This window comes from Alcanivorax sp. 24 (assembly GCF_004360225.1).
GTDB classification, from domain to species: domain Bacteria; phylum Pseudomonadota; class Gammaproteobacteria; order Pseudomonadales; family Alcanivoracaceae; genus Alloalcanivorax; species Alloalcanivorax xiamenensis.
The window spans coordinates 18,602-43,319 of sequence record NZ_SNUA01000005.1 but is presented as its reverse complement, the minus strand read 5'-3'; the positions used below and the strand labels follow the sequence as shown (position 1 = coordinate 43,319).

Sequence of the window (24,718 nt, the reverse complement as noted above, 5' to 3'; positions counted from 1 at the left end):
GTGAGGCGCGTGGTTCGGCCCCCACGCCCGGACGTAACGTTGGTGCTGGACGAAGGACGATACATGCTGGAGTGGATAGCTGCTCCAGAGGCGTGGGTGGCCCTTGCCACCCTGACCGCCCTGGAAATCGTGCTGGGTATCGACAATATCATTTTTCTTTCCATTCTGGTTGACCGACTACCGGAGCGGCAGCGTCCCAAGGCGCGTTTGATTGGCTTGTCCCTGGCCATGATCATGCGGCTGCTGCTACTGGCGTCACTGGCCTGGCTGACCAGGCTCACCGCGGATTGGTTCACGGTGCTGGGGCAGGGCATTTCCGGCCGCGATCTGGTGCTGATTCTCGGCGGTTTATTTCTGCTGGCAAAATCGGTGATGGAAATCCATCACTCCATTGATGACGCCGGCGAACAACATCAGTTTACCAAGTCCAGGGGCAGAGCTTCCTTCTTCAGTATTCTGGTGCAGATCGCGTTGCTGGATGTGGTGTTTTCGCTGGACTCCGTTATTACCGCCGTCGGCATGGCCAATCATCTGGAGGTGATGGTGATCGCGGTGGTCATCGCGGTGGGCTTCATGATGGTCTTCGCCAATGCCATCGGTAATTTCGTTACCGAACATCCAACCCTGAAGATGCTGGCGCTGTCGTTTCTGGTGCTGGTGGGGACGGCGTTGGTTGCGGACGGTCTCGATTTCCATATACCCAAGGGCTACATCTATTTCGCCATGGCGTTCAGCTTTGGTGTGGAAATGCTCAACCTGCGCATGAGCGCCCGCCGTCGCAGGGCGAGCAGTGGAGACTAGGGGCCACAAGGCACAATAGACAAGGCCTCGTTGTTGTGCACATACTCTTTGGTATATATACAGAGTAAATATTTAAAAGCCTTGCTTCGGGAGGCATGAATAACGCTTATCACAATAACAACGGAGGCTTTATGCGGAGTGCTATTTCTATTCTATTCGCTGCATTGATGATGATGGCGGGGCCGTTGCTGGCGGCGCCGGTGAAAATCGCGCTGATTGATCCGCTGACCGGCCCCATGGCCAGCACCGGCCTGCCGGTATTGGAGCATCTGCGCTTCGACGCGCGACGGCTTAACGCCGATGGCGGACTCAATGGAGATCCCATTGAAATCATCGGTCTGGATAACAAGATCAATCCCCAGGAAAGCCTGGTTCAGTTACAGAAGGCCATCGATGAGGGAGCCCGATACATTGTTCAGGGTAACGGCTCAGCGGTGGGGTCGGCTCTGATCGCGGCGGTGGATAAATACAACAGGCGTAACCCCGGAAAGGAAGTGCTTTATCTGAATCATGGCGCGGTGGAGCCAAGTTTCACCAATGATCGCTGTTCATTCTGGCACTTTCGTTTCGAAGCGCATTCCGACATGAAGATGAAAGCGCTCACCGACTGGATCGCCAGTCGGGATGACATCAAGAAGATCTACTTGATCAATCAGGACTACAGCTTTGGCCACGCGTTGGCGGAGGCCGCGCGTACCATGCTCAAGGAGAAACGTCCGGACATCGAAATTGTCGGCACTGATTTTCATCCGCTGAGCAAGGTCAAGGATTTCACCCCCTATGTTTCCAAAATCAAGGCATCCGGGGCGGACGCCATCATCACCGGTAACTGGGGGCAGGATATCACCTTGCTGGTCAAAGCAGCGGCGGAGTTTGGTCTGAATGTACCGTTCCTGACTTATTACGGCGGTAGCCCGGGGGTAGTCAGCCAGTTGGGCGAGCAGGGCGTGGACCGTATTTATGAGATCTATGGCTATTACGGTGATACCGATGACGATGCTATTGGCGAGCGTCAGAAGCAGATGTATAAAGACAAGAAATGGGATTACTTCCTGTTTTATCCGCGTATCACGGTAATGTTGGAAATGCTGCAAAAAGCGGCGAACAAGGCGGGCAGCAATGATCCGGTGGACGTGGCCCGGGCGCTGGAAGGACTGTCACTGGAGACGTCCTACGGCACCGTCACCATGCGTGGCGAGGACCATCAGCTGCAAACGCCGTTGTTCGTTTCTGTGCTGAAGGACGACATGCCCTATGGCGCCGAAGGCACGGGCTTCAATTTCGCCAAACTGGATCGTATTGAACCCGAGGTGGTCACCATGCCGGCGACCGGGTGCCGCATGCGTCGGCCACAATAACGGAAGCGGAAAGAAGGTTCGTCGCGCTTTCAACGACGAACCTTTCCTGGAGAGGATAAAGGATACCCGTATTCCCCGGTTACCCCGAAGATATCAACCTGGAGGTTGCTACAGCACCGCTGTGGGAGCTTGCTTGCAGGCAAATCTTGGGACCCGGAAGCTTATTCGCTTGCAAGCAAGCTCCCACAGCGGCTTCGTAGCCCCTTCCGTTACAGACCCGTGCTCATGATCGAAGCGCCGTTTCCCTCTAAACCGCTATGAGTCCCAAAAAAGCGGCGACCTGGGTCGCCGTCGGCTGGTTTACCTATTCAGGGCTGTAGATCCCGCAGCCGGCTCAACAGGTTCATCAAGGTCTGGTAGTCGTCCTCGCCGAGTCGCTGCTGGATCTTCTGATATTGCCGGTTCATGCCTTTGCTCATTTGCGCGAATACCTCATGTCCCTGATCGGTGAGGGTGACGCACAGGCGCCGTTGATCGGTTTCCGGTTTCCAGCGGTGTACGTGGCCGGCCTTTTCCAGGCGCACCAGCACGCCGGTAAGGCTGGGCCGGAGAATACAGGCCAGGGCGGCCAGATCACGACTTTCCAGGGTAAAGTCAGGAGCTTGTTTAAGAATACGAATGACTCGCCATTGCTGCTCGGTCAAGTTGTGTTTGTTGAGCAAAGGGCGGAAGTACGCCATCACGGCTTCGCGACCCTGCAACAGGGCCAGGGTGAGGGAGGGTGCGGCTTTGGGCATGCGGGATCGGCGTCCTTACAGTTGGAATGGGCATCAACCGATGCCCAGACACATGTATTTTACTTCCAGATAGTCCTCAATTCCGTAACGGGAGCCTTCGCGGCCCTGACCTGATTCCTTGATGCCGCCAAAGGGTGCCCGCTCGTTGGAAATAATACCTTCATTAACGCCGACCATGCCATATTCCAGCGCCTCGCTGACGCGCCAGGCGCGCCCCAGATCACGTGTATAGAGGTAAGCGGCCAGTCCAAACGGCGTGTCGTTGGCCAGGGCCAGTGCTTCCTCTTCGTCATGAAACCGGAACACTGGTGCCAGAGGTCCGAAAGTTTCTTGCTGAAACAGCAACATATCCGGTGTGGCGTTGGCCAGCACCGTGGGCTGAAAGAAAGCGCCGCCGAGCGCATGGCGCTGCCCGCCGATGAGAATGCGGGCACCTTTGCTGGCGGCATCGGCCAGGTGAATCTCCACCTTCCGCAGGGCCTGCTCGTTGATGAGCGGCCCTTGCTGCACACCTTCCTCGAAAGCCGGCCCGACCCGCAGCGCCGCCACCGCCGTGCTGAAGCGCTGGCAGAACGCATCGTAAATGCGGTCGTGGATCAAGAAGCGGTTGGTACAGACGCAAGTCTGGCCACTGTTGCGAAACTTGGATGTCAGTGCGCCTTGCACGGCGGCGTCCAAATCGGCGTCGTCGAAAACGATGAAGGGGGCGTTACCGCCCAATTCCAGGCTGACCTTTTTCATTTGTTCCGCGCATTGGGCCATCAGTAACTTACCCACGGCGGTGGAACCCGTGAATGATAATTTGCGGACCCGCTCGTCGCCGGTCAGTGCCGCGCCGATGGTGGCGGCGTCGAGTCCGGTGACCACGTTCAGGACGCCGGCGGGCAGGCCTGCCTGTTCCGCCAGTGCCGCCAGTGCCAGTGCCGACAGCGGTGTTTGCGGATCCGGTTTGAGCACCAGGGTGCAACCGGCGGCAAGCGCCGGTGCCGCCTTGCGGGTGACCATGGCATGGGGAAAGTTCCAAGGGGTGATCGCCGCCGTCACCCCCACGGGTTGTTTCAGCACCACCAGACGCCGGCCGGCGCGATCATGGGGAATGATATCGCCGTACACCCGCTTGGCTTCCTCGGCGAACCACTCCAGGAAGCGGGCGCCGTGGTCGATTTCGCCGAGACTTTCCGCCAGTGGCTTGCCTTGTTCCAGGCTCAGCAAGTGAGCCAGATCCTGGCGATTTTCCATCACCAGACGAAACCATTCCTTCAGCAGCGCGGCGCGCTCGCCGCTGGTCCGGTCGCGCCAGGCCGGCAGCGCCCGGTGGGCGGCGTCCACCGCCGCGCGGGTGGCGTCGGCGCCGCAATCCGCCACGGTCGCCACGATGTTGCCCGTGGCGGGATCGGTGACCGCGAACCGCTGCGCGGTGTTTACCCAGTTGCCGTCAATATAAGCGTCTTGCCGAAAGAGCCCGTTCTGTTGAAGAGCGCTTGAAAAAGCGGTGGTGTCAGTCATCGAGTTTGATTTCCATGCCGTCGCGGCCCACCACGATGGGCCCTTGATACTGATCGCCCACCGCCTGGCGCCAGACGTCATCGGTGACCAAAGGATCGTCGGCGGGAACGAAATGGCTCAGCACCAGCTTCTTCACGCCGGCGTCCCTGGCGATACGGCCCACGTTCCCGGCGGTGACGTGGTGAGAGATGATGGCCTTGGCCAGAGTGGAGCCGTTACCGATACGTTTGGCCAGGCGTTCGACAGCTTCCACGTGGACCACTTCGTTGATCAGGACATCGGCGCCCTTGGCGAACTCCGCCAGCGGCGGAAAGTAATTCAGGTCGCCGGAAAGAACGATGGTCTTGCCGCCGGTCTCGAACTTGTAAGCGAAGGCCTGGCCGTCCTTGAACGGCGGGTGCGGCACGCGCAGGGCGGAGACGGTGAGTTGCTTATCCCGATACACCACGCCTTCTCCGATTTCCTTTACGGTGATCAGCTGGCGCGGATCGGGTTTGCCTTCATCGTCGATACGCAGACCGATGTCCACCTGGAACGTCTTCCAGGTGTTGTCGGTCATCGCCTGAGTACCGGGCGGGCCGAACACCCGCACCGAATGCTTCAGCCCGCTGGCCCAGCCATTCATCAGCACCGACGGATAATCCAGTACGTGATCGCTGTGCAGATGGGTGATGAACACGCCTTTGAGGCGGGCCAGCGGAATACCGGCCTGAACCAGACGCAGGCTGGCGCCGTAGCCGGCGTCGAGCAGGTAAAGATCATCGCCGATCATGAGCGCGGTGGATTGGGGCAAGCGCTGATCGGAGAGTATGGAAGGGCCGCCCTTGGTGCCAAGCAGGATCAGACGAACCGGCGCCTGATCCGCCGGTGCGGCGGCGACGCCGAAAGGGATCAGAGTGGCTATGAAAAGCAGCGTCGCGGCCAGTGGCGAGCGTAAGCGAAGCATGATTTTTCCTCTTGTTGTAATGATGAGCGCGGGAGCGTCAATACATCGGTCAGTACACGGCAGGCGGAGCCGGGTTGTGGTCACTGGCCATGAATCGCCCGGCCAGGTTTTTCAGAGCGCCCATCAGCAGGCTGGTGTCCACGCCCACCGCCACGAACAAACAACCGAGATCGAGAAAATGGCGCGCCTTTCCGGGATCGGCATAGAGAATACCGGGAGCCTTGCCGGCGGCCAGAATGCGGCCAATGGCATTCTTAATGGTCTCTTGCACTTGCGGGTGAGCGGGGTTGCCGCGATGGCCCAGAGCGGCGCTGAGGTCCGCGGGGCCGATGAAGACGCCGTCGACACCCTCCACCGCGGCGATGGCGTCCAGATTGTCCAGGCCGGCTTTTGACTCTATCTGCACCAGTAAACACATTTCGTCGTTGGCCTTGTCCAGGTAACCGGGCACGCTGTTCCAGCGCGATGCCCGCGCCAAAGCGCTGCCGACCCCGCGCACGCCCTCTGGTGGGTAGCGCATGTCCCGGACCAACTGGCGCGCCTGATCCGCTGTCTCCACCATTGGCACCAGCAGTGTCTGTGCTCCCAGGTCCAGGTACTGCTTGATCAGAGCGGTGTCGCCCACGGGGGGGCGCACCACCGGTTGCGAGCGGTACGGAGCAATGGCCTGCAATTGGGACAGCAGGCTGCGCAGATCATTGGGCGCGTGCTCACCGTCAAGTAACAGCCAGTCAAAACCGGCGTTGGCCGCCAGCTCGGCGCTGTAGGGATGGGCCAACCCCAACCACAGCCCGATTTGCGGTACGCCTTGCAGCAGGGCCCGTTTGAATGTGTTCACCGGCATGTCCATGAGATTTCTCCGTTAAACAAAACGGCAGGCGATGGCGCCGAGATCACCGTAGTCCACATGAAAGGTGTCGCCGGGGCGCACCGCCACCGGTCGGGTGAAGGAGCCGCCGAGAATCAATTGGCCGGGCTCCAGGCCGACACCGTAGGGTGCCAGCTTGTTGGCGAGCCAGGCCACGCCCTTGGCCGGGTGGTTGAGTACGGCGGCGGCGACACCGGATTCCTCGATCACGCCATTGCGATACAGCACCGCCGACACCCGTCTCAGATCCACGTCCATGGGCCGAATGGCACGGCCACCCATGACCACGCCGGCGTTGGCGGCGTTGTCGGATATGGTGTCGAAGACCTTGCGGGTGGCGCCGCTTTGCGCGTCCACTTGCTGGATACGGGCGTCGATGATTTCCAGTGCCGGAATCACATATTCGGTGGCATCGTAGACATCGAACAGGGTGCAGTCCGGGCCTGACAGCGGTTTGCCAAGCATGAAGGCCAGCTCCACTTCCAGGCGCGGTACGATGAAACGGTTGCAGGGAATATCGGTTCCCTCGTCAAACAGCATGTCATCCAGAAGGGCACCGTAGTCCGGTTCGTTGATGTTGGAGGATACCTGCATGGCACGGGAAGTCAGGCCGATCTTGTGGCCGATCAGCTTACGGCCGTCGGCGATTTTTTTATCCACCCAGGCCCGTTGAATGGCATAAGCGTCTTCGATGGTGATGTCCGGTTGTTCCAGTGACAGCTGCCGGATCTGGGTGCGCCGTTGTTCGGCGTCGTCGAGCCGCAGGGCGGCCTGGCGAATCAAAGCCTTGTCGAGCATCAGCTCTCCCCTTTGAGAAAGGCGTGGATGTTGTTGTGTTTGAAATTCAGATCCGGGTTCAACTCGGTCATCTCGAAGGACACCGCCAGTAATCGCTTTTCCTGCAACGGCGTGAAGTGGGCCTTGATGACTTCGAACAGCGCTTCCGCCACCCGCCGGCGTGTCGCCAGGTCGCGGCCGCTGCCGACCTTGAGGGTCATGTGCACGAACGCGTAGTCGTGCTGGCCGTCGGCGATGCGCCAGGTGTCATGACGGATGGCGCGGCTGCGAATGCCACCCAGTGGAAACACACCACTGTTACCGAGAACCTCGTGGATGTTCGCGAACAGACCGTCGAAATCCGCTTCGGATTCGAGATTGCCGCTGTATTCAGCAATGAAATGAGGCATGAGCCATACTCCGTTTGAGTACGTCGCGCGGTTACCAGGGCAGTGGGAACACCGCATTGATCTGGCCGGTGCCGGAACTGCCGAACGGTTCGGTAAGAATCTCCACCGGCTTGTCGTATTCGGCGCCGCCCAGCAGGCCCAGCAACATGGCGGTGTCATGCATGCCGCCTTCGCCATAGCAGTGCTCGGCATAGTCCGGCAGCATGGCGCAGAACTCCCTGAAGCGGCCCTGGCGCCACAGGTCCACCACCCTCATGTCCACCTGGCGATCGAACTCGCGGGTCCATTTGTGCAGGTTGTTCTCCGCTTCACGATCGTCGGAAAAACGGTGGGAAAGCGATCCCGAAGCCAGTACCAGAACTTTGTGATCGCTGGCCTCGATGGCGCGGCGTACGGCGGCGCCGAAGGTGAAACTGTCCTCCAGCCGGTGCCAGGCGTTCCAGGCGGCGATGGAAATGACACTGAGATGCTGCTCCCCGGGTACGTCCATGTGCATGTAGCGCATGGGCACCAGGGTGCCGTACTCCAGTTCCAGACTGGGGATGTTGTGAGCCAGGGTACGCACGCCGGCGGCGTTGGCCTCGGCGGCTATGTTTTCTCCCAGCGCGGGGTTACCGCGATAACGGTAGCGCATGTCCTTGATGAAGTGCGGCAGCTCGTTGCTGGTGTAGATGCCTTCAAACCGTTCACCGCAGTTGATGTGAAAGCCGCTGTTGACCAGCCAGTGCACGTCGAACACCACGGCGGTATCGGCGCCGAGCTCACGGGCACGGCGGCCGATTTCCTTGTGGCCGTCGATGGCCGGCTGCCGGCAGCCCTGATGTTTGCCCGGCAACTCCGACAGGTACATGGAGGGCACGTGGGTGATTTTAGCGGCGAGAACGACTTCGCCCATGATTTTTCTCCTTATCCGAGATTGGCGCTCCGCCCTTGAATCTTAAGCTGGCGTTCACACGCCCCAGCGGGGAATGTGGTGACTGCCCATGGAAAGGCAGACGTTCTTGACTTCGGTGAAGGCCTCGAAGCTGTATTCACCGCCTTCACGGCCGGTACCGGATTGTTTGATGCCGCCGAACGGTTGACGCAGATCGCGCACGTTCTGGCTGTTGATGAACACCATGCCGGCCTCGATGCCGCGGGCCACCCGGTGAGCCTTGCCGACGTCCCGGGTCCAGACATAGGAGGCCAGGCCGTACTCCACGTCGTTGGCCAGTCGCAGCGCTTCGCGTTCGTCCTTGAATTTACCCAGACACACCACCGGGCCAAAGATTTCTTCCTGGCAGATGCGCATGCGATTATCCACGTCGGCGAAGACCGTGGGCTGAATGAACTGTCCGTTGGCCACCCGCTCCGGCAGCCCGGCCGGGCGCTCCAGGCCGCCGGCCACTAATTTGGCGCCTTCCTCGATACCCAGACGAATATAGCCGGTGACCTTCTCGTAATGCTGACGGGTGATCATCGAGCCTATCTGGGTTTCCGGATCGGCGGGGTCGCCCACTTTCAGGCGTTTGGCGCGCTCGGCAAAGGTCTCCACGAACTGGTCGTAAACACTTTCCTGAATGAAAATACGGCTGCCGGCGGTGCAGCGTTCGCCGTTCAGAGAAAAAATGGTGAACAACGCCGCGTCCAGGGCCCGATCCAGATCCGCGTCCTCGAATACCAGTACCGGTGACTTGCCGCCCAGCTCCATGGAGTATTTCTTCATGCCGCCGTTGCGCATGATCTTGCGGCCGGTGGTGGTGCCGCCGGTGAACGACACCGCGCGCACGTCCGGGTGGCGTACCAGGGCATCGCCGGCGCTGGCACCGTAACCCTGGATCACGTTGAACACGCCGTCGGGCAGGCCGGCTTCCTTGGCCAGCCGGCCCAGTTCGTTGGCGGTGAGCGGCGAGAGTTCCGACATCTTGAGCACGGCGGTGTTGCCCAGTGCCAGGCAGGGAGCGGTCTTCCAGGTGGCGGTCATGAACGGCACATTCCAGGGCGATACCAGTGCGCAGACCCCGACCGGCTGGTACAGGGTGTAATTGAGCATCTGGTCGTCCACCGGATAACTGTGCCCGTTCATGCGGGTGCACACCTCGGCGAAAAAGTTGAAGTTATGCGACGCGCGTGGAATCAGCACGTTTTTGGTCTGGTGAATCGGCAGGCCGGTATCCAGAGTCTCCAATTCCGCCAGTTTCGGTACGTTCTCATCGATCAACTCCCCGAGCCGGCGCATCAACCGTGCCCGTTCCTTCGCGGGTGTGGCGGCCCAGCCCGGAAAAGCGGCCTTGGCGGCGGCCACCGCCTGATGGACTTCCTTTTCGGTACCGCTGGCCACCTGGCCGATCACTTCGCCGGTGGCGGGGTTGATGTTGTCGAAGGTCTCGTCGCTGGCCACCTGCTGGCCATTAATCCAATGCTTGATCACGGGTTACTCCTCGGTATTCCTGAAAAAGTCGCTCTCGCTGACCATGTGGTTGCGCAGCCTGCCGATCCCTTCTATCTCCACGTCCACCACATCACCGGGCTGGACGTCGGCCATGCCCTTGGGGGTGCCGGTGGCGATCATGTCGCCGGGAGACAGGGTCATGAAGCCGGACAGATACTCGATCAGGAAAGCGACATCGAAAATCATGTCGGCGGTGGTACCTTCCTGGCGCAGCTCGCCGTTGATGTAGGTGCGCAGGCGCAGGTCATTGGGGTCGGGCACATCGTCACGGTCGACGATCCACGGGCCCACCGGGGTGGTGCCGTCGCGATTTTTCACCCGCAAATTGGGGCGGTAGTAGTTTTCCAGGTAATCGCGAATGGCGTAGTCGTTGCACAGGGTGTAACCGGCCACGTGGTCGAGGGCGTCGGCGCGCGCCACGTTGTGGGCGGTCTTGCCGATTACCGCCACCAGCTCGCATTCGTAATGCATGTACTCGACATTGTTCGGGCGCCAGCTGCGGCCGTTATGGCCGGTGTAGGCATTGGGCGCCTTGACGAACACCAGCGGTTCTTTGGGCGCCGCCGCGAAGGACAGTTCAGTGGCGTGGTCGGCGTAGTTCAGCCCGAGGGCGAACATGGTGCCGGTGGCGGGAGGCAGCCAGATGACCTGGTCCGGATCCAGTGCGGTGCCGTCCGCCAACAGTGGGTAACCGTCGTCATTCACGGCGACCGTCAGCGTGTCGCCCTGGTACTGAATACGTGCTTTTCTCATTATTTTGCCTCTCCGCCATGGTCGGTGACGATAGTATTGCTGAGCGTACCGATGCCCTCGATGGTGATGTCCACCTGATCCCCTTCGCGGACATCCACCCGGCCCGGCGGCGTTCCGGTGATCAGCACGTCGCCTTCGTTCAAGGTCATGAATTCGCTCAACTCGGCGATCAGGTGGGGAATGGGCCGAATCAGATCGGCGGTACTGCCGCGCTGCTTTTCGACCCCGTTAACCGTCAGGATCAGCGCCAGGTCATGGGGGTTGGCGATATCGTCGCGGTCTACCCACCAGGGGCCTAATGCGCAGAAACCGTCCCGGCATTTTGCTTTGATCGCCGGCCGGTAATAGCTGTCTTCCGGCAGGCTGAACTCGTTGACCACGGTGAAGCCGCGGACATGGTCGAGGGCGTCCTGCTCGCTGACGCGACTGGCGCGGTGGCCAATCACCACGCCCAGGGCAGGGCCTGGCTGCAGTCGCTCGCCCCGGGGTAGTACCACGGCGCCCTGGTGAGCGTTGCGCGTATTCGGGGTCTTGATGAACAACACGGGGTTCTCCGGCGGCTTCTCATAGGGCGACGCCTGAAACTCCGGCAGTCGGGCTTCCAGCAAACCCCGATAGTTCAACGCCACACCGAACAGGGCGCCGTCGCTGACCGGCAGCCAGCGCACCGCGGCGGCGTCCAGCGTCGCGCCGTCGTCGCCGATGAGGCGGCCGTCCGGATCGGCGGTGGCCGTCCGGACGAGCCCTTGATATTCCACGTTAGCGTGCCGCATGAAGGCTCCTTGTTTTGTTAATAGGTTAATGTTTACATTAATATATTAATGAAATCAAGAAGACGTTGCCGAACCCGTCAAAGCGGTGAATGATGCCGGTATCAGGCAGTGGGCAGGACGATGACAACAACCGATCCCATACCCAACATCAACATCGGTCAGGTGTACGACAAACGTTACGCCGATGCCGAGGTTCACTACGACGCGCTCGGCCCCATGGCGGACTTTTTCGGACGCAACATGCCGGCGCACCGCCATGTCCGTTTCTTCCAACTGCATTACGTCAAGTCCGGCGTGGTACGGGTGTACCTGGATGAGCATCAGTACCATCAGCCGGCGCCCATGTTCTTCCTCACGCCACCCACGGTGACCCACGCCTTCGTCACCGAAACGGGCGCCGACGGCCATGTGCTCACCGTGCAGCAACAGTTGGTATGGTCGCTGCTGGAAGAGAGCGGTGATTTGGGCGACTTCAGTAACATCGCGCCGCTGTGCGTGGCGGCCTCCCAACTGCCGGCATCGCAGGAACCGGCGATGGCGGGACTCGACCGTCTGCTGGATGAGCTGCGTGGTGAAATCCACCGGCCGCGGCCGGGACAGCCCCAGGCGGTGCGGGCCCTGGCGCAATTGATCTTCATTCAGCTGTTTCGGTTGGCGCGTAACCGCGTGACACCACAGCCGGTACGTCATGAGGATCTCTCCCTGTTTCAGCATTTCCAGATGCTGATCGAGGATCATTACCCGCATCACTGGACTCTGACCCGTTACGCCGACGAACTGGGCGTCACCGAGAATCGGCTCAACCAGATTTGCCGGCGTATCGCCGGCAAATCCAGCAAGCGCTTGGTGTTCGACCGGCTGATACAGGAGGCGCGTCGGTTGCTGATTTTCACCACCGCGTCGATCAACGAGATCGGCTACCAGCTGGGCTTCAATGATCCCGCCTATTTCTCACGTTTTTTCACCCGCGAAGCGGGCATGACTCCGGGGCGCTACCGGGCCGACAAGCGGGCGCCCTGAGTCCGGGTTGTCATCCGCCGTGCCGCAACATGGCCCCATCGAAGAAGGCGGTCAGTTCATCGGTGGCGTCCAGAGCGGTCACCAGGGAAACGTACTGATCCGGCCGCACCACCACCACCGCGCCTTTCGGGGCAATACCCCGGGCTTCGAAGATGTCGTGCTCCGGGTCGACGGCGTAAACCTTTTCGTAGTCCGTCAATTGGAACGGGCCGACCTTTGGCGTGAACAACGCCGGAATCATCGGGCCGAACTCCACTTCGCCATGGGGCCGCCGATAGACCACCTTGATATCGAAGAGACTGTCGAGATCGGTTCCTGCCGGAGTGTATTTCACCACCGGGGAACGGGCGCTGTTCAGCATCCAGTCGGCGAAGGTGGTCAACGGGGAGTGCTCGGCGGGAGCGGCCCGGTCGGCGAAAACATAGATCCGCCAGCGGCCGTCGGCAGTGGCGTGATGCCCCAGGTGAACGTCATTGCCATCACACACCCGTATGACAGAGGCGGATTTGAATCGCTTGCCGACCGGGAAGCCGGTGGCCAGATGCTGGTGTGCCCTGCCGCCGGTGATCATCGAGGGTTGATATTCGGTCATGAAGCCCGCCGGGAATTCGGCGGTCTTGACGTAGAACTCCTTCAGCTCCTGTGGGTCGCTGAATTGCTCGGCCGGTTTGGCCATCAGGCTTGACCATTCGCGATCGAAATCAATCAGGTTCTGGGCCACCACCTGACGCTCACTGGAATAGGTTTCCAGCAGCGATTCCGGGGCGATGCCGGAGAGCACGTGGCCCAGTTTCCAGGCGATGTTCCAACCATCCTGCATGGACACATTCATGCCCTGGCCGGCCTTGGCGCTGTGGGTATGGCAGGCATCGCCAGTGATGAAAACGCGGGGCGCGCGGGTGCCGGTAGCCTCGGGGGGCACGTCATCGAACTTGTCGGTTACCCGGTGGCCCACTTCGTAGACGGTGTACCAGGCGCAGTCCTTCACTTCCAGGGTGTAGGGATGGAGGATCCGGTTGGCCTTGGCGACGGTGGTGTCCAGCGTGGTTTGGCGTACCCGGCGGTTGTCGTCTCCGGCCACTTCGCCGAGATCGACGTACATGCGGAACAGGTGACCGCCCTCGCGGGGAATGTGCAGAATGCTGCCACCGGAGGCGGACTGGATCGCGCACTTGGTGCGGATATCCGGGAAATCGGTGGTGGCGAGAACATCCATGACGCCCCAGGCGTGATTGGCGACCTTGCCGATGTGCTTGCGGCCGATGGCTTCGCGCACGCGGCTGTGGGCGCCATCGCAACCGATCACGTACCTGGCTTTCACGGTGCGTTCCAGACCTTCCTGATCGCCGCAAACATGACGTAGCGTCACCGTCACCGGGTAGTCCTCGCCATGATCGATCCGTAAATCCTGGAATTCCAGTCCATAGTCCGGTGTCAGGCGGGCGGGGGCGTTGCGGGCGAACTCGGCGAAATAGTCGAGTACCCGTGCCTGGTTGACGATGAGATGGGGAAACTCGCTGATTTCGCCGCTGGCGTCATCGGCAGCCACCGAGGCGCGCACAATGTGGGAAGGGTTGTCCGGGTCCGGTGTCCAGAACGCCATCTCGGTGATCCGGTAGGCCTCGGCGGTGATCCGTTCGGCGAAGCCGAACGCCTGGAAGGTTTCCACACTGCGCGCCTGGATGCCGTCGGCCTGGCCCAGCCGCAGGCGCCCGGGGCGGCGTTCGACGATACGGGTGGTGATATTCGGAAACTTCGCCAACTGGGCGGCGGCGATCATGCCCGCCGGTCCGCTGCCGACAATCAGCACGTCGACCTGGTCCGGCAAGGTGTCGGGGCGATCGATCCCGGTGCCGGTCGCGTCCTCGATTCTCGGGTCATCGGATACATAGCCGTGATGGTGGAACTGCACTGTTACTTCTCCTGTTTTCCGGGCCGGCCAGAGGTGCGTGAACAGAGGTGCGTGAACACTGAACCGGCCCGCCGCGATTGTTGTTATCGGCGTATGACGTTCCGCATCTTGGCCGAGCCGGAAAAGTGAGCCCAGGTGATTTCCGCAGAAAAAATTGCACTTTTCATGGGGTGTGGGACGGAGAGTGACCAGAAGAAAGGGTTATCGTGGAATAACGGGAATGAGTCTCTCCATCGGGGCGCGGGTCTGCACGGAGGCCTTCCGGGATCGCCGTGAATACATCCCTGTAGACTTCCGGTTTGACGTCCCTGTCAAACAGGGTCCCGGAAGGCCTCCGTGCAGACCCGCTTCGAAATGAACCGCCGCGTTCCGGGTTCCGACAACGTCGACCGCAGTCCTTGATGGAGGGCAACCGCGTTTCCCTCTAAACCGTAATGAGCCAAAAGAAAGGCATGGACGGTTTTTCCCAATCCTTCATTGACCTGATCAGGACGAGGTGTTAGAAATTCATTAATACATTAATGGAATCCGAGCGGGCCAGTGAAAGGAATCGATGGCAAGGACGGATTTCGATGAATAACAATCAGGGTATCAACCCGAGAGGTGTGTATGAATTCCAAAACAATCATGGCCCTGCTGGCGATCGTATGGCTGTCCGTGAGTGCCCAGACCCAGGCGGCGGAACAAAAAGAAAAAGTCACTTTACGTATCATGCATTTTCTTCCCGCGGTGGCGAACGCCCAGAAAAACGTATTGGAACCCTGGTGCGCGGATCTGGCTGAGCAGTCCGGCAACCGAATCGAATGTCAGATTTATCCGTCCATGCAATTGGGGGGCACCCCGGCGCAACTGGCCGACATGGCGCGCAACGGCGTGGTGGATATTGTCTGGACCGGTCTTGGTTATGCCGCCGGCCGTTTCCCGCGCAGCGAGGCGCTGGAGCTGCCGTTCGTCATGCCTCCCGGCGGTGTTGACGGCAGTGAAGTGGCCTGGGAGTTCTACCAGCGCTACGCCAAGGATGATTTCCGTGATTACCACGTATTGGCGATTCAGAGCGACGGCGGTGGTACTTTGCACACCGCGCGCCGTAAAGTGGCTTCCCTGGCCGACATGAAAGGACTGCGGGTGCGGGCATCCACCCGGCTGGCTTCCGAGATGCTGACTTCCCTGGGCGCCACCCCGGTGAGTATGCCGCCGGCGCAGATCGCCGACACCCTGGCCAAGGGCGTTATCGACGGGGCCCTGGCGGTGTGGGAAGTGGTGCCGCCCACCAAGCTGGATGAGACCACGCATTACCACATGCGGACCGCGCCGGATCAGGCCACGCCCACGGTGACCACGCTGGCGGTGCTGATGAATAAAAAGCGCTATCAGAATCTGCCCGACGATCTGCGCGCGATCGTCGACCGGCTTAGCGGAGAGGCGCTGTCCCGCCGTTTCGGGGAAGCCTGGGATGTCACCATCGATCAGGTGGTGGAGCAGTTGTCCGCCGATCCGGACCACGAGATCGTGACGCTGGATGACGCCACCTATCAGTCCATGCGTGAGGCCTCGCGGAGGGTCACCGATGAGTGGGTGGCCTCCGACAAGGGCGGCATCGACCGCCAGGCGCTGTATCAGGGGTTGCAGGACATCGTGCGTGAGCACGCCGCCCGCTAACGCCGCCGATTAATGCCGCCTGTCAGTTCCGCCCTTCAACTCTGATAAAGACCGAGGTTTCCCATGGTTGAAACGGTATTGCGCCGTCTCAGCACTGCCGTCGCCGTGCTTGGCGGTGCCGTGGTGCTGGCGGTGATTGCCATGTCGCTGGTCTCCTTGCTGGGGCGCAAGTTGTGGTCCGCGCCAATTCCCGGTGACATCGAAATTCTGGAAATGGCCATTGCCGTGGCGGTGGCCTCGTTCATGCCGCTGTGCGAGCTGCGCGATAACCACATTCGTGTGGATCTGATCGGCGGGCTGTTGCCGGCGTGGGTGAACCGCGTGTTGTTGTTGAGCAGTCATCTGTTGCTGGCGCTGGTGGCGGCGTTGCTGATCTGGCGCACCGGGCTGCTGACACTGGACAGTCATAAGTATGGCTCCACCTCCACCATGCTGGCGGTGCCGTTGTGGATTCCGCAAATGTTGATGTTGCCTGGGCTGGCGCTGTTGTGCGCCTGCGCCCTGTATCAGGCGGCGCGGTCGCTGACCGGTAAATCGCTGCAGGTGCCGTCATGAGCGGTATGGAAATCGGCCTGTGGGTGCTCGGCGGCGTATTGCTGATTCTGGCGCTGCGTGTGCACGTGGGCGTCGGCATGCTGCTGGGCGGCGTGGCCTGCTATCTGATCGTCAATCATGGTGACACCACGGCGCTGCTGTTCACCATCAACAATCTGGTTTACGCCCGCTTTTCCAATTACGACCTGGCGGTGATCCCGTTATTTGTGTTGATGGGGCAATTCGCCATTCACGGTGGTCTGTCGCGCGCGCTGTTCAAAGCGGCGGCGGCCTTTATCGGTCATTGGCGCGGTGGTCTGGCGATGTCCTCCGCCGGTGCCTGCGCCGGTTTCGGTGCTATTTGCGGTTCGTCCCTGGCCACCGCCGCCACCATGAGTCAGGTGGCATTGCCAGAGTTGGAGAAGCACAACTATCCGTCGAAACTGGCCGCCGGCACGGTGGCGGCGGCGGGCACCCTGGGGATTCTGATCCCGCCGTCGGTGCCGTTGATCATCTATGCCGTGCTCACCGAGGAGTCCATCGCCAAGCTGTTCATGGCGGCGGTGATTCCTGGTCTGGTGGCGATGTTCGGTTACCTGGTGGTGATCCGCCTGGTGGCGGTACGGACCATGGCGTCGGTGCCGCGGGTGGACAAGGCCGGCTGGACGCAGCGGTGGCGGGCGTTGCTGGAGGTCTCTCCGGTGCTGTTGATTTTCGTCGTGGTGATCTTCGGCATCTACGGTGGATGGGCCAATCTCACCGAGGCGGCGTCCATCGGCGCCGCCGCCTGCGGCCTGTTCGCGGTGGTGCGCGGGGGCTTGCGCTGGAACGGGCTGTATCAAAGTCTGATCGGCACCGCCGAGGCTACCGCCATGATCTACCTGGTGGTGGTCGGCGCCGACCTGCTTAACAGTGGCCTGGCGCTCAGCCAGATGCCGGCGGAACTGGCGGCCTGGGTCGCCGACAGTGGATTGGCGCCGTTCGTGGTGCTGTGTTCGATCCTGGCCCTCTACCTGCTGCTGGGCTGCGTGATGGACTCCCTGTCCATGATCCTGCTCACCGTGCCGATCTTTTACCCGATCGTGGTCAACCTGGAATTCTTTGATCTGACCTATACCGAGAAATCGATCTGGTTCGGCATCCTGGCCCTGATGGTGGTGGAGATCGGTCTGATCACGCCGCCCATGGGGATGAACCTGTTCATCGTGCAGAAGTACAGCGTCAAAACCTCTTTGGGAACGGTGAGTCGCGGTATCGTGCCGTTCCTGTGCGCGGACGTCATACGCATCGCCATCCTGGTAGTGTTTCCGGCCCTGTCGCTGCTGTTGCTCAATCTGCCGGGGAGCGGCTGAATCCGCCCCGCGCTTCCTGCTCCGGGCGCTGCCATTCCGGTGGCGCCCAGAAATGCTTCAGACGCTGTCCTAATGGCCCGGGCCGCAGCGCATCGCGAAACATGTCGCGGGCCTCGTGCACCGTCAACGTGACCGGATTGAAACTGTCCACCGGACGGGTAATGCCGTACTCCACCGGCACCGCTTCCCGCTCTTCCACGAAAGTACCGAACAGCCGGTCATAAAGGATCAGGATGCCGCCGTAGTTGCGGTCGATGTATTCGGGATTGCGGCCATGGTGGGCGCGGTGGTGGCTGGGCGTGTTGAACACGAACTCGACCGGGCGCGGCAGTTTGCCAACCCATTGGGTATGAATGAAATACTGATAGGCCAGATTCACGGTGAGCATGAAGAATACCCACACCGGCTCGAAGCCGAGAAACGCCAGCGGAATGTAAAAAATCCAGTTGCCGGCCAGACTGTACAGGGCGCTTTGCCGCATGGCGGTGGAGAAGTTCATGTAGCGGCTGGAATGGTGCGCCACATGAGCCGACCAGAACCAGCGGATGCGATGGCTGGCACGGTGAAACCAGTAATAAAAGAACTCCAGAAGCACGAACAGCAGCGCTCCGGTGAGCGGGGTCATGGTGACGGTGAACAGCCGGTGCTGGTAGGCCCAGTTGAACAGTAGCGCCACCAGGGTCACGGTGACCAGCGTATCGAACACCATGTACAGCGCCCCCAGGCCCATGCTGGCGACAGTGTCGCGCAGCAGGAAGCGGCCGCGACCACGAAAACGGATCCACTCCGCCAGGAGCACCGCGATGAATACCGGCACCATGGCCGGTAATACCAGGGTGCGCCAGTCCAGTTGTTGTAGTGTCTCGAACATGAGGACCTCGTGAAAATCCGGTCGCTTCCACGGCCAGGGTCGCCGGCGGAACGATCCGGAAAGATGGACGGACCTCGACATTGTTCCCTGGCGGCGCAAAAAGCGCTTGACGCCACCGGACTCTTTTTTGACAAATGACGACAGAGGGAGAAAACGCCGCCGGTGAGAGAAGGGGCATGGGGTATATGAGCGCCAGCTGCTGGCTGTACCGGCGACCTGGTTCGAGCAAATGCGCCAGCAACTGCCGCGCGGCGGTGATTCGGCGGGGCCGTCGCGGTTCGCCTGCGAACAGGTCCAGGACGCCTTGAGGCGACGCGTGGTGGGCGGTGCCGTGACGGGGCTCACGGTGGATCTGGCGATGCAGGACCTGAGTCTTTCGCGCTGCTTTCTGGAGCAATGGTGGTGGGCCACGGTACATTGGCGTGTCCTGGGTAATGATCTCGAAGCACAGGCACCGACAGCATGAGCGATGAAACAACCGTGATGGCCTCCACTGACAATTACGTGGCCGCCGCCTACGCGCGGTTGCTGTACGATTATCTGGAAAGCCAGGGGGTAGAGGCTGAAGCTCTTCTGGGGGCACCGACGGTGCTGGCCGAGGATGGTCTGGAGAAAGTACCGTTGGCGTTCTGGCGGCGTTGCCTGGAGATTGCCAGCGAGCACCTGAACCAGCCGGCCCTGGGGTTGGCGGTGGCGCGCACTATCACCGCGCGGCATTTCGACGTACTCGGCTATGTGGTGTCCCACTGCGGCACCCTGGGTGAAGCCCTGGCGCGGCTGGAGCGCTATCACCGCTTGGTGTATGACGTGAATCCGGCCCGCGTGGCCATCCTGGGCGATAGTCTGGAAGTGCGCTGGGGAGTGGAGCGTGGCCGCCCTGGCGCGCTGGTGGATGAAACCGGCGTGGCGGCGGTGGTGCAGTTCATTCGCAATTTGTCGGGTCGGGAACTGCCGGTGGAGGCGGTGCATTTCGTCAATCCCCCGCCGGCGGACCTGGCGCCCTATCAGGCGTTTTTCGGCGCCGAGGTACGTTTCGATTGCGCGCGGACGGTGTTGCGGATACCGCTGAGTTATCTGGCGCTGCCCCTGGGGGCCCCGGACCCGGGTCTGGTGGATATCCTGGATCGGCAGGCGCAGTCGTTGCTGGACCGTCAGCCGCGCGCCGGGTCGCTCTACGACGCGGACCTGGTGCGTTTGATGCGCGAAGGGCGGCCGACACTGGACGCCCTGGCGGAACACCATCATGTCAGCGCGCGTACCATGCAGCGCCGTTTGGCGGAACAAGGCGAGGCGTTCCAGCCCTTGTTGCAACGAGTGCGTTATCAGATGGCCCGGGAGTACCTGGCGGACGGTCGTCTGGAACTGACGGAAGTGGCGGCGCTGCTCGGCTACTCTGAACACAGCGCCTTTACCCGGGCCTTTCGTCAATGGAGCGGTGTCGGCCCCAAGCGCTGGCGCCGTGAGCACTAGCCTGGATACTCCCCACTGGCTCGTTTGCCCTCAGCCGCCCAACAGTCTCTCCTCGGTGGCTTCCACCGCTTCCAGGGGGCCATAAAGGATAAGAATGTCACCGGCCATCAGCGTCTGATCCGCGTCCGGATGATGGATGGTCTGCTCTTGTCGGCGCAGGGCCTGCACTTCCACCTTGCGGGCGGGCAGATCCAGATCGCCCAGGGCCTTGCCGATACAGGCCGCCTGCCCGTCGAGGGTGACCGCGTGCAGAAGCCGATAGGGATTGCCGGCGCTGTCACTGGTGGGCAGCGACTCGCCATGATAGTAACCGCGCAGCAGCTTGTAGCGTTCGCGGCGACTCTGACGCAGCATGGCCAGCACTTTGCCGAACGGCGTATCCAGCATCATCAGGGCATGGGCCACCAGCATCAGTGACGCTTCCAGCACTTCCGGCACCACTTCGGCGGCGCCGGCCTGGAGTAACTCGTCCAGATGGGTGTCGTCACGGGTGCGTACCAGAACGCGCAAGTCCGGACATAATTGCTGGGCGGTGTGCAGAATACGTTCCGCCTGGCGGGCATCGTCGAAGGTCACCACCAACAGGCTGGCGCGGTGAATACCGGCTCGTTCCAGGATCTCCTTGCGGGTGGCGTCGCCAAAAATGATGCGCTCACCGGCCTGGCTGGCTTCCTGAATTCGTACCAGGTCGGTGTCGATGGCCACCGCCTGATGATGGAACCGGTTCAGATAACGCATCAGGTTCTGACCGACGCGGCCATAACCGCACAGCAATACATGCCCGCTGGTGTGCTCGTCCACCGCCGGCGTATCCGGTTCCTGTTCCCAGCGGCGAAGCAGCAGGCGGGTGAGGGAGTGGCTGTGTTCCAACAGTGCCGGGGTGGCGGCCATGGTCAGCACGGTAATGGAAACCAGCACGCCGGCCTGTTCACTGTTCATTAAGCCGTGCGAGACCGCCAGGGTTACCAGCACGAAACCGAACTCTCCCCCCTGGGCCAGCATGATGCCGCCGCGCAGGGCGGTTTCCTTGCGTTCTCCGAGTACCTTCAACAGTGCCGACACCAGCGCTGACTTGAATACCATCAGCGCGACGGCGCCGAGCAGGATCCAGTGCCAGTGTTTGGCGAACAACTGGGGCGATACCAGCATGCCCACGCCCATGAAAAACAGGCCGAGCAGCAAATCCCGGAACGGACGGATGTCGGCTTCGATCTGATGTCGGAAATGGCTTTCGCCAAGCATCATGCCGGCGAGAAAAGCACCCAGCGCCATGGACAGGCCAAGGGCGTGCGTGACCCAGGCGGCCAGCAGCGCCAGCAGCAGGGCCGTCATCACGAACACCTCATCGGAGCGGGCGCGGCCGGTTTCTTCCAGGGCGCGGGGCATTACCCACTTGCCGATCACATAGATGCCGAAGAACAGTAGCAGGGCCTTGCCCAGTGTGGTCCCGGCGGTAATGAGCGGGTCACCGATTTCCGGATGCGCCAGTACCGGCAACAGCACCAGCATGATCACCGCCGCCAGATCCTGGAACAGCAGAATGCCGGTGCTGGCACGGCCATAGCCGGTGTTGACCGCGCCCCGGGCGATCAGATCGCGGATCACGATGGCGGTGGAGGACAGTGCGAAGGCGCCGCCCGCGATCAGAGCGATGGCCAGCGGAAAATCCAGCAACCACATGATCAACGATACCGGCAGGCCGGTCAGCAGCACTTGCAGCGGCCCGGCGCCGAACACCACGCGACGCAGAGCGAGCAGACGGGGGATGGAGAATTCCAGTCCCAGGGAAAATAACAGAAAGACAATGCCGAACTCGGCCAGATGCTGCATGCCGGAGGTGTCGTCGACCCAGCCGAGGCCCCCCGGACCCGCTAGGACACCGGCGCCCAGGTAGGCCAGGATCGGGGGCAGATGCAGCCGCCGGAACAGTACCACCGCGAACACCGCGGTAGCGAGTAGAATTACGACAAGAGTCAGGGCATCGGGCATGGCAGGTCCTATGGGTACCACCGCTTGAGGATCAGAGTAGCGCGGTTGGTGTCATGGAGAGGGCATGAAGATCAAATCCGTGACACCGACGTCATGGCCCAGTTGGCTATAGGCGGTGGTGAGCTGGCCGCGATGGTGGGTCTGGTGATTGAAAAAATGCGTCAGACACAGCCGCAAAGGGTAGCTGCGTAATTGGCCGGTGGAAGCCGAGACATAGCTTAGGTCATCGTCCAGACGGGTTCTCTTAAGCTCGGCGATATAGTCGAGGATGATCTGATCGGTGCTTTCCCGTTCCCGTCGTAATTGATCAAAATCCTCATACAGCTCCTGGTCCAGCCCCAGGATAGGGAAGGGGCGGTCCAGGAACCGACCCAGCCACAGCCGGTCGGCGAGCAGAAGATGGTTGAGCGTGCCGTGGATGGAGTGAAAGAACAGGCCCCGGTCCGCTTTGCGTTGAGTGTCGTCCAGTTCGGCGCAAAGTTGGTAGTGTTGCCGATTCTGCCACCGGTTATAGAGTGCCAGTGTCGAGTAGTGCGATAACCACATCACAACCTCCCGGGTTTGGGCCGTTCAGGCTGGCATGTTGGCAGGTAATCCGGGGCTTGCCAAATTTCGTGGGCTGTGAACTGGCGTGGCACGGCGATCAGAAAAGAGACACCCCGGGGGGTGTCTTCAAAGTCTACGTGAGGGCTCATGAGGTCACGGATTACAACTTAATCGGAAGCTGCCATCCAGTAGTTCCGGCAGTGTAAGTGTGCGGAATCCGAGCCCCTGAGTGTACAGGCACAGTTGGTCGCGACCGACCGGATCGTTGGCGTACAAATAGTCGATGTGCAGTACGGGTTTACCGGCCTGAGTGAATGGTGTCAGTAACTCGCATTCGTCCCATTCATGACAGGATTCGTTGATGGCGAAATCGAAATGCGCCACCAGATCCTGGATCTGGCCCAGGTCATTCTTTAGTGAGACCGCCAATCCCCGTTGGTGGGCTTCACCGGCAAGCCAGATATTGTAGTCAAGCTGATTCTGGTAGGTCAGCGGCAGGCCAGTGTGGTTGGAATAGCCGTCCACGTTATCCGGGTCGACACCGTCGCAGCCTTTTTCCACCGCCAGATCGAGTCGGTCGGCCATGATCTCACGGACATTCTGTGAGCGGATATCGAGCCAGCGTTCGCCGGGCCAGTTGCCCAGCCGTCGGCCTTTGTCACCGGGCAGGAAACGCCCGGCGTCGTCCCGCCAGTTTTCGAAAGTGCCGGCGGAAAAGTAGCAGATCATTTTAGCGCCCTGGGCATGCAGGCCGCCAATCACGCTTTGTTCGGTGTCAAACAGGTCGAGCACGTAGAGCTCCATGTCGTAGTGGGTGTCCGGTGTGCCCTGGAGCTGTACCTGCCAGTTTACGTCCATGGCGGGCTGGTACCAGCCGCCGTTGGCAAGAGCCGGCTGGACGAGCGCGGCGGTGCCCAGCAATGTCGACAGAAGCTCGGGAAGAGACAGGAAAGTAGACATGATGGTGTCCATGTGCCGGGATTTAAACAAGCATACAATGCGGATCGAATCAATCGTTAGAGGTTTTCGATGAGCGATCATGCGACCGGGATAAAGGGGCGTGGCCACCGGGACACAGGGTGTCTCTGGCCAGGTGTTGCCGTCGCGCTGCTGTGGCTGTGCGCGCCTGTCGGAGCGATGGAGCCGGCGTCGAGGGACTGGGTGGCGGAGGGCACTTTCCCGCGCGGTATTGAAGGGCCGGCGGTGGCGCCGGACGGCCGTTTGCTGGTGGTCAACTACCAGCGGCCGGGGACCCTGGGGGTGATAAGCGGACAGTTCCAGGCCGGCCTGTTGCTGGTGTTGCCGAGGGGCAGCGTGGCCAGTGGTTTGCGGTTTGGCCCCGATGGTTTCCTTTATGCCGCCGATCATCGCGGCCACAATCTGTTGCGCATCGACCTGGATGACGGCAGCGTCAGCGTCTGGGTTCACGAGCCACGCATGCATCAACCCAATGATCTGACCATCGCCGCCGATGGGGGCATCTACGCCAGCGATCCGGACTGGAACAATGGCACGGGCCGGGTTTGGTATGTGAGCCCCGCCGGTCAGGCGCGTGTCGCCGCCGATCATCTGGGCACCACCAATGGCCTGACGTTGAGCCCGGACGGCCGGTGGCTCTATGTGGCCGAGACGGTGCAGCGTCGTATCCGTGTCTTCGAGGTTGGGGACGGTGGCGCGCTGGATGGTGGTCGCGTGCTGGTGGAATTTCCACGGCACAAGCTCGATGGGCTGCGCGCGGATGTGGATGGCAATCTGTATGTGGCGCGGTATGGCGCAGGCGAGATCGCGGTGGTGGCGCCGTCTGGAGAGGTGCGGCGGACAGTAAGGCTCAAAGGAGCGTACCCGACTAACCTGACCTTCGGCGGCGAGGACGGGCGGAGGATGTTCGTGACCGTGGATAAGAGGGGACTGGTGGAATCATTCCGGGTCCCGCGTCCCGGAGCCGACTGGGTGCGGCTGCAATACTTGCGGTAGGGGAGTACACCGTTCCCGTCAGGCGGGAACG

24 protein-coding genes are annotated in these 24,718 nt (G+C 61.2%); 9 read left to right on the top strand and 15 right to left on the bottom strand.

Translation table 11 applies throughout. From position 1 onward, the window contains the following. Positions 1 to 63: 63 nt before the first annotated feature. Both E0L37_RS08460 and E0L37_RS08455 read left to right on the top strand, forming a co-directional pair. Positions 64 to 801, top strand: coding sequence for a TerC family protein (locus E0L37_RS08460; RefSeq protein WP_133491319.1), 738 nt, complete (start codon positions 64 to 66; stop codon positions 799 to 801). Between the two features lie 131 nt (positions 802 to 932). After that, positions 933 to 2,159, top strand: coding sequence for a branched-chain amino acid ABC transporter substrate-binding protein (locus E0L37_RS08455; RefSeq protein ID WP_133491318.1), 1,227 nt, complete (start codon positions 933 to 935; stop codon positions 2,157 to 2,159). Between the two features lie 308 nt (positions 2,160 to 2,467). On the opposite strand, the gene hpaR is transcribed toward E0L37_RS08455, so the two are convergent. From hpaR to E0L37_RS08405, 10 genes are read right to left on the bottom strand one after another with little or no spacing between them, the layout of a single operon-like run. Further along, positions 2,468 to 2,896, bottom strand: coding sequence for a homoprotocatechuate degradation operon regulator HpaR (hpaR, locus tag E0L37_RS08450; RefSeq protein WP_133491317.1), 429 nt, complete (start codon positions 2,894 to 2,896; stop codon positions 2,468 to 2,470). Between the two features lie 33 nt (positions 2,897 to 2,929). After that, positions 2,930 to 4,402, bottom strand: coding sequence for an NAD-dependent succinate-semialdehyde dehydrogenase (locus E0L37_RS08445; RefSeq protein WP_133491316.1), 1,473 nt, complete (start codon positions 4,400 to 4,402; stop codon positions 2,930 to 2,932). Beyond that, complete coding sequence (locus tag E0L37_RS08440; protein ID WP_133491315.1) at positions 4,395 to 5,348, bottom strand: MBL fold metallo-hydrolase; 954 nt, start codon at positions 5,346 to 5,348, stop codon at positions 4,395 to 4,397. Before E0L37_RS08440 ends, E0L37_RS08445 begins: the two co-directional genes overlap by 8 nt. Positions 5,349 to 5,397: 49 nt before the next feature. Then, the gene (gene hpaI, locus E0L37_RS08435; RefSeq protein WP_133491314.1) at positions 5,398 to 6,198 is read right to left on the bottom strand and encodes a 4-hydroxy-2-oxoheptanedioate aldolase; all 801 of its coding nucleotides are present in this window, start codon (positions 6,196 to 6,198) and stop codon (positions 5,398 to 5,400) included. A 12-nt stretch (positions 6,199 to 6,210) separates the two neighbouring features. Further along, positions 6,211 to 7,014, bottom strand: a complete 804-nt coding sequence (gene hpaH, locus E0L37_RS08430) for a 2-oxo-hept-4-ene-1,7-dioate hydratase (RefSeq protein WP_133491313.1) — start codon at positions 7,012 to 7,014, stop codon at positions 6,211 to 6,213. Next, positions 7,014 to 7,403, bottom strand: a complete 390-nt coding sequence (locus E0L37_RS08425) for a 5-carboxymethyl-2-hydroxymuconate Delta-isomerase (RefSeq protein WP_133491312.1) — start codon at positions 7,401 to 7,403, stop codon at positions 7,014 to 7,016. Before E0L37_RS08425 ends, hpaH begins: the two co-directional genes overlap by 1 nt. A gap of 31 nt (positions 7,404 to 7,434) precedes the next feature. Next, complete coding sequence (gene hpaD, locus E0L37_RS08420) at positions 7,435 to 8,298, bottom strand: 3,4-dihydroxyphenylacetate 2,3-dioxygenase (RefSeq protein ID WP_133491311.1); 864 nt, start codon at positions 8,296 to 8,298, stop codon at positions 7,435 to 7,437. A 54-nt stretch (positions 8,299 to 8,352) separates the two neighbouring features. Further along, positions 8,353 to 9,813, bottom strand: a complete 1,461-nt coding sequence (hpaE, locus tag E0L37_RS08415) for a 5-carboxymethyl-2-hydroxymuconate semialdehyde dehydrogenase (RefSeq protein WP_133491310.1) — start codon at positions 9,811 to 9,813, stop codon at positions 8,353 to 8,355. Between the two features lie 3 nt (positions 9,814 to 9,816). After that, positions 9,817 to 10,587, bottom strand: coding sequence for a fumarylacetoacetate hydrolase family protein (locus E0L37_RS08410; RefSeq protein WP_133491309.1), 771 nt, complete (start codon positions 10,585 to 10,587; stop codon positions 9,817 to 9,819). Next, a complete protein-coding gene (locus E0L37_RS08405; protein WP_133491308.1) occupies positions 10,587 to 11,360 on the bottom strand; it encodes a fumarylacetoacetate hydrolase family protein in 774 nt (257 codons plus the stop codon). Before E0L37_RS08405 ends, E0L37_RS08410 begins: the two co-directional genes overlap by 1 nt. A gap of 120 nt (positions 11,361 to 11,480) precedes the next feature. On the opposite strand from E0L37_RS08405, the gene hpaA reads away from it, so the two are divergent. Then, on the top strand, positions 11,481 to 12,380 hold the full coding sequence (hpaA, locus tag E0L37_RS08400; RefSeq protein ID WP_133491307.1) for a 4-hydroxyphenylacetate catabolism regulatory protein HpaA: 900 nt from the start codon (positions 11,481 to 11,483) through the stop codon (positions 12,378 to 12,380). Positions 12,381 to 12,390: 10 nt separating this feature from the next. On the opposite strand, the gene E0L37_RS08395 is transcribed toward hpaA, so the two are convergent. Further along, the gene (locus E0L37_RS08395; protein ID WP_133491306.1) at positions 12,391 to 14,292 is read right to left on the bottom strand and encodes an FAD-binding monooxygenase; all 1,902 of its coding nucleotides are present in this window, start codon (positions 14,290 to 14,292) and stop codon (positions 12,391 to 12,393) included. A 609-nt stretch (positions 14,293 to 14,901) separates the two neighbouring features. Here E0L37_RS08395 and E0L37_RS08390 point away from each other — a divergent pair. From E0L37_RS08390 to E0L37_RS08380, 3 genes are all read left to right on the top strand, one after another. Then, on the top strand, positions 14,902 to 15,951 hold the full coding sequence (locus tag E0L37_RS08390) for a TRAP transporter substrate-binding protein (protein ID WP_133491305.1): 1,050 nt from the start codon (positions 14,902 to 14,904) through the stop codon (positions 15,949 to 15,951). A gap of 63 nt (positions 15,952 to 16,014) precedes the next feature. Next, positions 16,015 to 16,506 carry a TRAP transporter small permease gene (locus E0L37_RS08385; RefSeq protein ID WP_133491304.1) on the top strand — a complete coding sequence of 164 codons (492 nt, stop codon included), beginning with the start codon at positions 16,015 to 16,017 and terminating at the stop codon, positions 16,504 to 16,506. Then, on the top strand, positions 16,503 to 17,837 hold the full coding sequence (locus E0L37_RS08380) for a TRAP transporter large permease (RefSeq protein ID WP_133491303.1): 1,335 nt from the start codon (positions 16,503 to 16,505) through the stop codon (positions 17,835 to 17,837). Before E0L37_RS08385 ends, E0L37_RS08380 begins: the two co-directional genes overlap by 4 nt. On the opposite strand, the gene E0L37_RS08375 is transcribed toward E0L37_RS08380, so the two are convergent. Further along, positions 17,815 to 18,708, bottom strand: coding sequence for a sterol desaturase family protein (locus tag E0L37_RS08375; RefSeq protein WP_133491302.1), 894 nt, complete (start codon positions 18,706 to 18,708; stop codon positions 17,815 to 17,817). The two genes, E0L37_RS08380 and E0L37_RS08375, sit on opposite strands and share 23 nt — an antisense overlap. A 229-nt stretch (positions 18,709 to 18,937) precedes the next feature. Here E0L37_RS08375 and E0L37_RS08370 point away from each other — a divergent pair, with 229 nt between their 5' ends. Both E0L37_RS08370 and E0L37_RS08365 read left to right on the top strand, forming a co-directional pair. Further along, positions 18,938 to 19,174 carry a hypothetical protein gene (locus tag E0L37_RS08370; protein ID WP_133491301.1) on the top strand — a complete coding sequence of 79 codons (237 nt, stop codon included), beginning with the start codon at positions 18,938 to 18,940 and terminating at the stop codon, positions 19,172 to 19,174. Continuing rightward, complete coding sequence (locus E0L37_RS08365; RefSeq protein WP_133491300.1) at positions 19,171 to 20,178, top strand: AraC family transcriptional regulator; 1,008 nt, start codon at positions 19,171 to 19,173, stop codon at positions 20,176 to 20,178. The genes E0L37_RS08370 and E0L37_RS08365 overlap by 4 nt, the downstream gene beginning before the upstream one ends. A gap of 30 nt (positions 20,179 to 20,208) precedes the next feature. Here E0L37_RS08365 and E0L37_RS08360 read toward each other — a convergent pair whose 3' ends face one another. The 3 genes from E0L37_RS08360 to E0L37_RS08350 all read right to left on the bottom strand — a co-directional run bounded on the left by E0L37_RS08360 (position 20,209) and on the right by E0L37_RS08350 (position 23,673). Continuing rightward, positions 20,209 to 22,167: a monovalent cation:proton antiporter family protein gene (locus tag E0L37_RS08360; RefSeq protein WP_133491299.1), complete on the bottom strand. Its 1,959-nt coding sequence runs from the start codon at positions 22,165 to 22,167 to the stop codon at positions 20,209 to 20,211. A 51-nt stretch (positions 22,168 to 22,218) separates the two neighbouring features. Beyond that, positions 22,219 to 22,713, bottom strand: coding sequence for a DinB family protein (locus tag E0L37_RS08355; RefSeq protein WP_133491298.1), 495 nt, complete (start codon positions 22,711 to 22,713; stop codon positions 22,219 to 22,221). 153 nt (positions 22,714 to 22,866) lie between these two features. Beyond that, on the bottom strand, positions 22,867 to 23,673 hold the full coding sequence (locus E0L37_RS08350) for an endo alpha-1,4 polygalactosaminidase (RefSeq protein ID WP_133491297.1): 807 nt from the start codon (positions 23,671 to 23,673) through the stop codon (positions 22,867 to 22,869). Positions 23,674 to 23,742: 69 nt separating this feature from the next. Between E0L37_RS08350 and E0L37_RS08345 the strand changes: the two genes are divergently transcribed. Then, complete coding sequence (locus E0L37_RS08345; RefSeq protein ID WP_133491296.1) at positions 23,743 to 24,687, top strand: SMP-30/gluconolactonase/LRE family protein; 945 nt, start codon at positions 23,743 to 23,745, stop codon at positions 24,685 to 24,687. Positions 24,688 to 24,718 lie beyond the last annotated feature (31 nt).

Bases quoted from the DNA above. Each gene is read 5' to 3' on its own strand.
- E0L37_RS08460 (WP_133491319.1), top strand. From the start codon at position 64: ATGCTGGAGTGGATAGCTGCTCCAGAGGCGTGGGTGGCCCTTGCCACC.
- E0L37_RS08455 (WP_133491318.1), top strand. From the start codon at position 933: ATGCGGAGTGCTATTTCTATTCTATTCGCTGCATTGATGATGATGGCG.
- hpaR (WP_133491317.1), bottom strand. From the start codon at position 2,896: ATGCCCAAAGCCGCACCCTCCCTCACCCTGGCCCTGTTGCAGGGTCGC.
- E0L37_RS08445 (WP_133491316.1), bottom strand. From the start codon at position 4,402: ATGACTGACACCACCGCTTTTTCAAGCGCTCTTCAACAGAACGGGCTC.
- E0L37_RS08440 (WP_133491315.1), bottom strand. From the start codon at position 5,348: ATGCTTCGCTTACGCTCGCCACTGGCCGCGACGCTGCTTTTCATAGCC.
- hpaI (WP_133491314.1), bottom strand. From the start codon at position 6,198: ATGGACATGCCGGTGAACACATTCAAACGGGCCCTGCTGCAAGGCGTA.
- hpaH (WP_133491313.1), bottom strand. From the start codon at position 7,014: ATGCTCGACAAGGCTTTGATTCGCCAGGCCGCCCTGCGGCTCGACGAC.
- E0L37_RS08425 (WP_133491312.1), bottom strand. From the start codon at position 7,403: ATGCCTCATTTCATTGCTGAATACAGCGGCAATCTCGAATCCGAAGCG.
- hpaD (WP_133491311.1), bottom strand. From the start codon at position 8,298: ATGGGCGAAGTCGTTCTCGCCGCTAAAATCACCCACGTGCCCTCCATG.
- E0L37_RS08410 (WP_133491309.1), bottom strand. From the start codon at position 10,587: ATGAGAAAAGCACGTATTCAGTACCAGGGCGACACGCTGACGGTCGCC.
- E0L37_RS08405 (WP_133491308.1), bottom strand. From the start codon at position 11,360: ATGCGGCACGCTAACGTGGAATATCAAGGGCTCGTCCGGACGGCCACC.
- hpaA (WP_133491307.1), top strand. From the start codon at position 11,481: ATGACAACAACCGATCCCATACCCAACATCAACATCGGTCAGGTGTAC.
- E0L37_RS08390 (WP_133491305.1), top strand. From the start codon at position 14,902: ATGAATTCCAAAACAATCATGGCCCTGCTGGCGATCGTATGGCTGTCC.
- E0L37_RS08385 (WP_133491304.1), top strand. From the start codon at position 16,015: ATGGTTGAAACGGTATTGCGCCGTCTCAGCACTGCCGTCGCCGTGCTT.
- E0L37_RS08380 (WP_133491303.1), top strand. From the start codon at position 16,503: ATGAGCGGTATGGAAATCGGCCTGTGGGTGCTCGGCGGCGTATTGCTG.
- E0L37_RS08375 (WP_133491302.1), bottom strand. From the start codon at position 18,708: ATGTTCGAGACACTACAACAACTGGACTGGCGCACCCTGGTATTACCG.
- E0L37_RS08370 (WP_133491301.1), top strand. From the start codon at position 18,938: ATGCGCCAGCAACTGCCGCGCGGCGGTGATTCGGCGGGGCCGTCGCGG.
- E0L37_RS08365 (WP_133491300.1), top strand. From the start codon at position 19,171: ATGAGCGATGAAACAACCGTGATGGCCTCCACTGACAATTACGTGGCC.
- E0L37_RS08360 (WP_133491299.1), bottom strand. From the start codon at position 22,167: ATGCCCGATGCCCTGACTCTTGTCGTAATTCTACTCGCTACCGCGGTG.
- E0L37_RS08355 (WP_133491298.1), bottom strand. From the start codon at position 22,713: ATGTGGTTATCGCACTACTCGACACTGGCACTCTATAACCGGTGGCAG.
- E0L37_RS08350 (WP_133491297.1), bottom strand. From the start codon at position 23,673: ATGTCTACTTTCCTGTCTCTTCCCGAGCTTCTGTCGACATTGCTGGGC.
- E0L37_RS08345 (WP_133491296.1), top strand. From the start codon at position 23,743: ATGAGCGATCATGCGACCGGGATAAAGGGGCGTGGCCACCGGGACACA.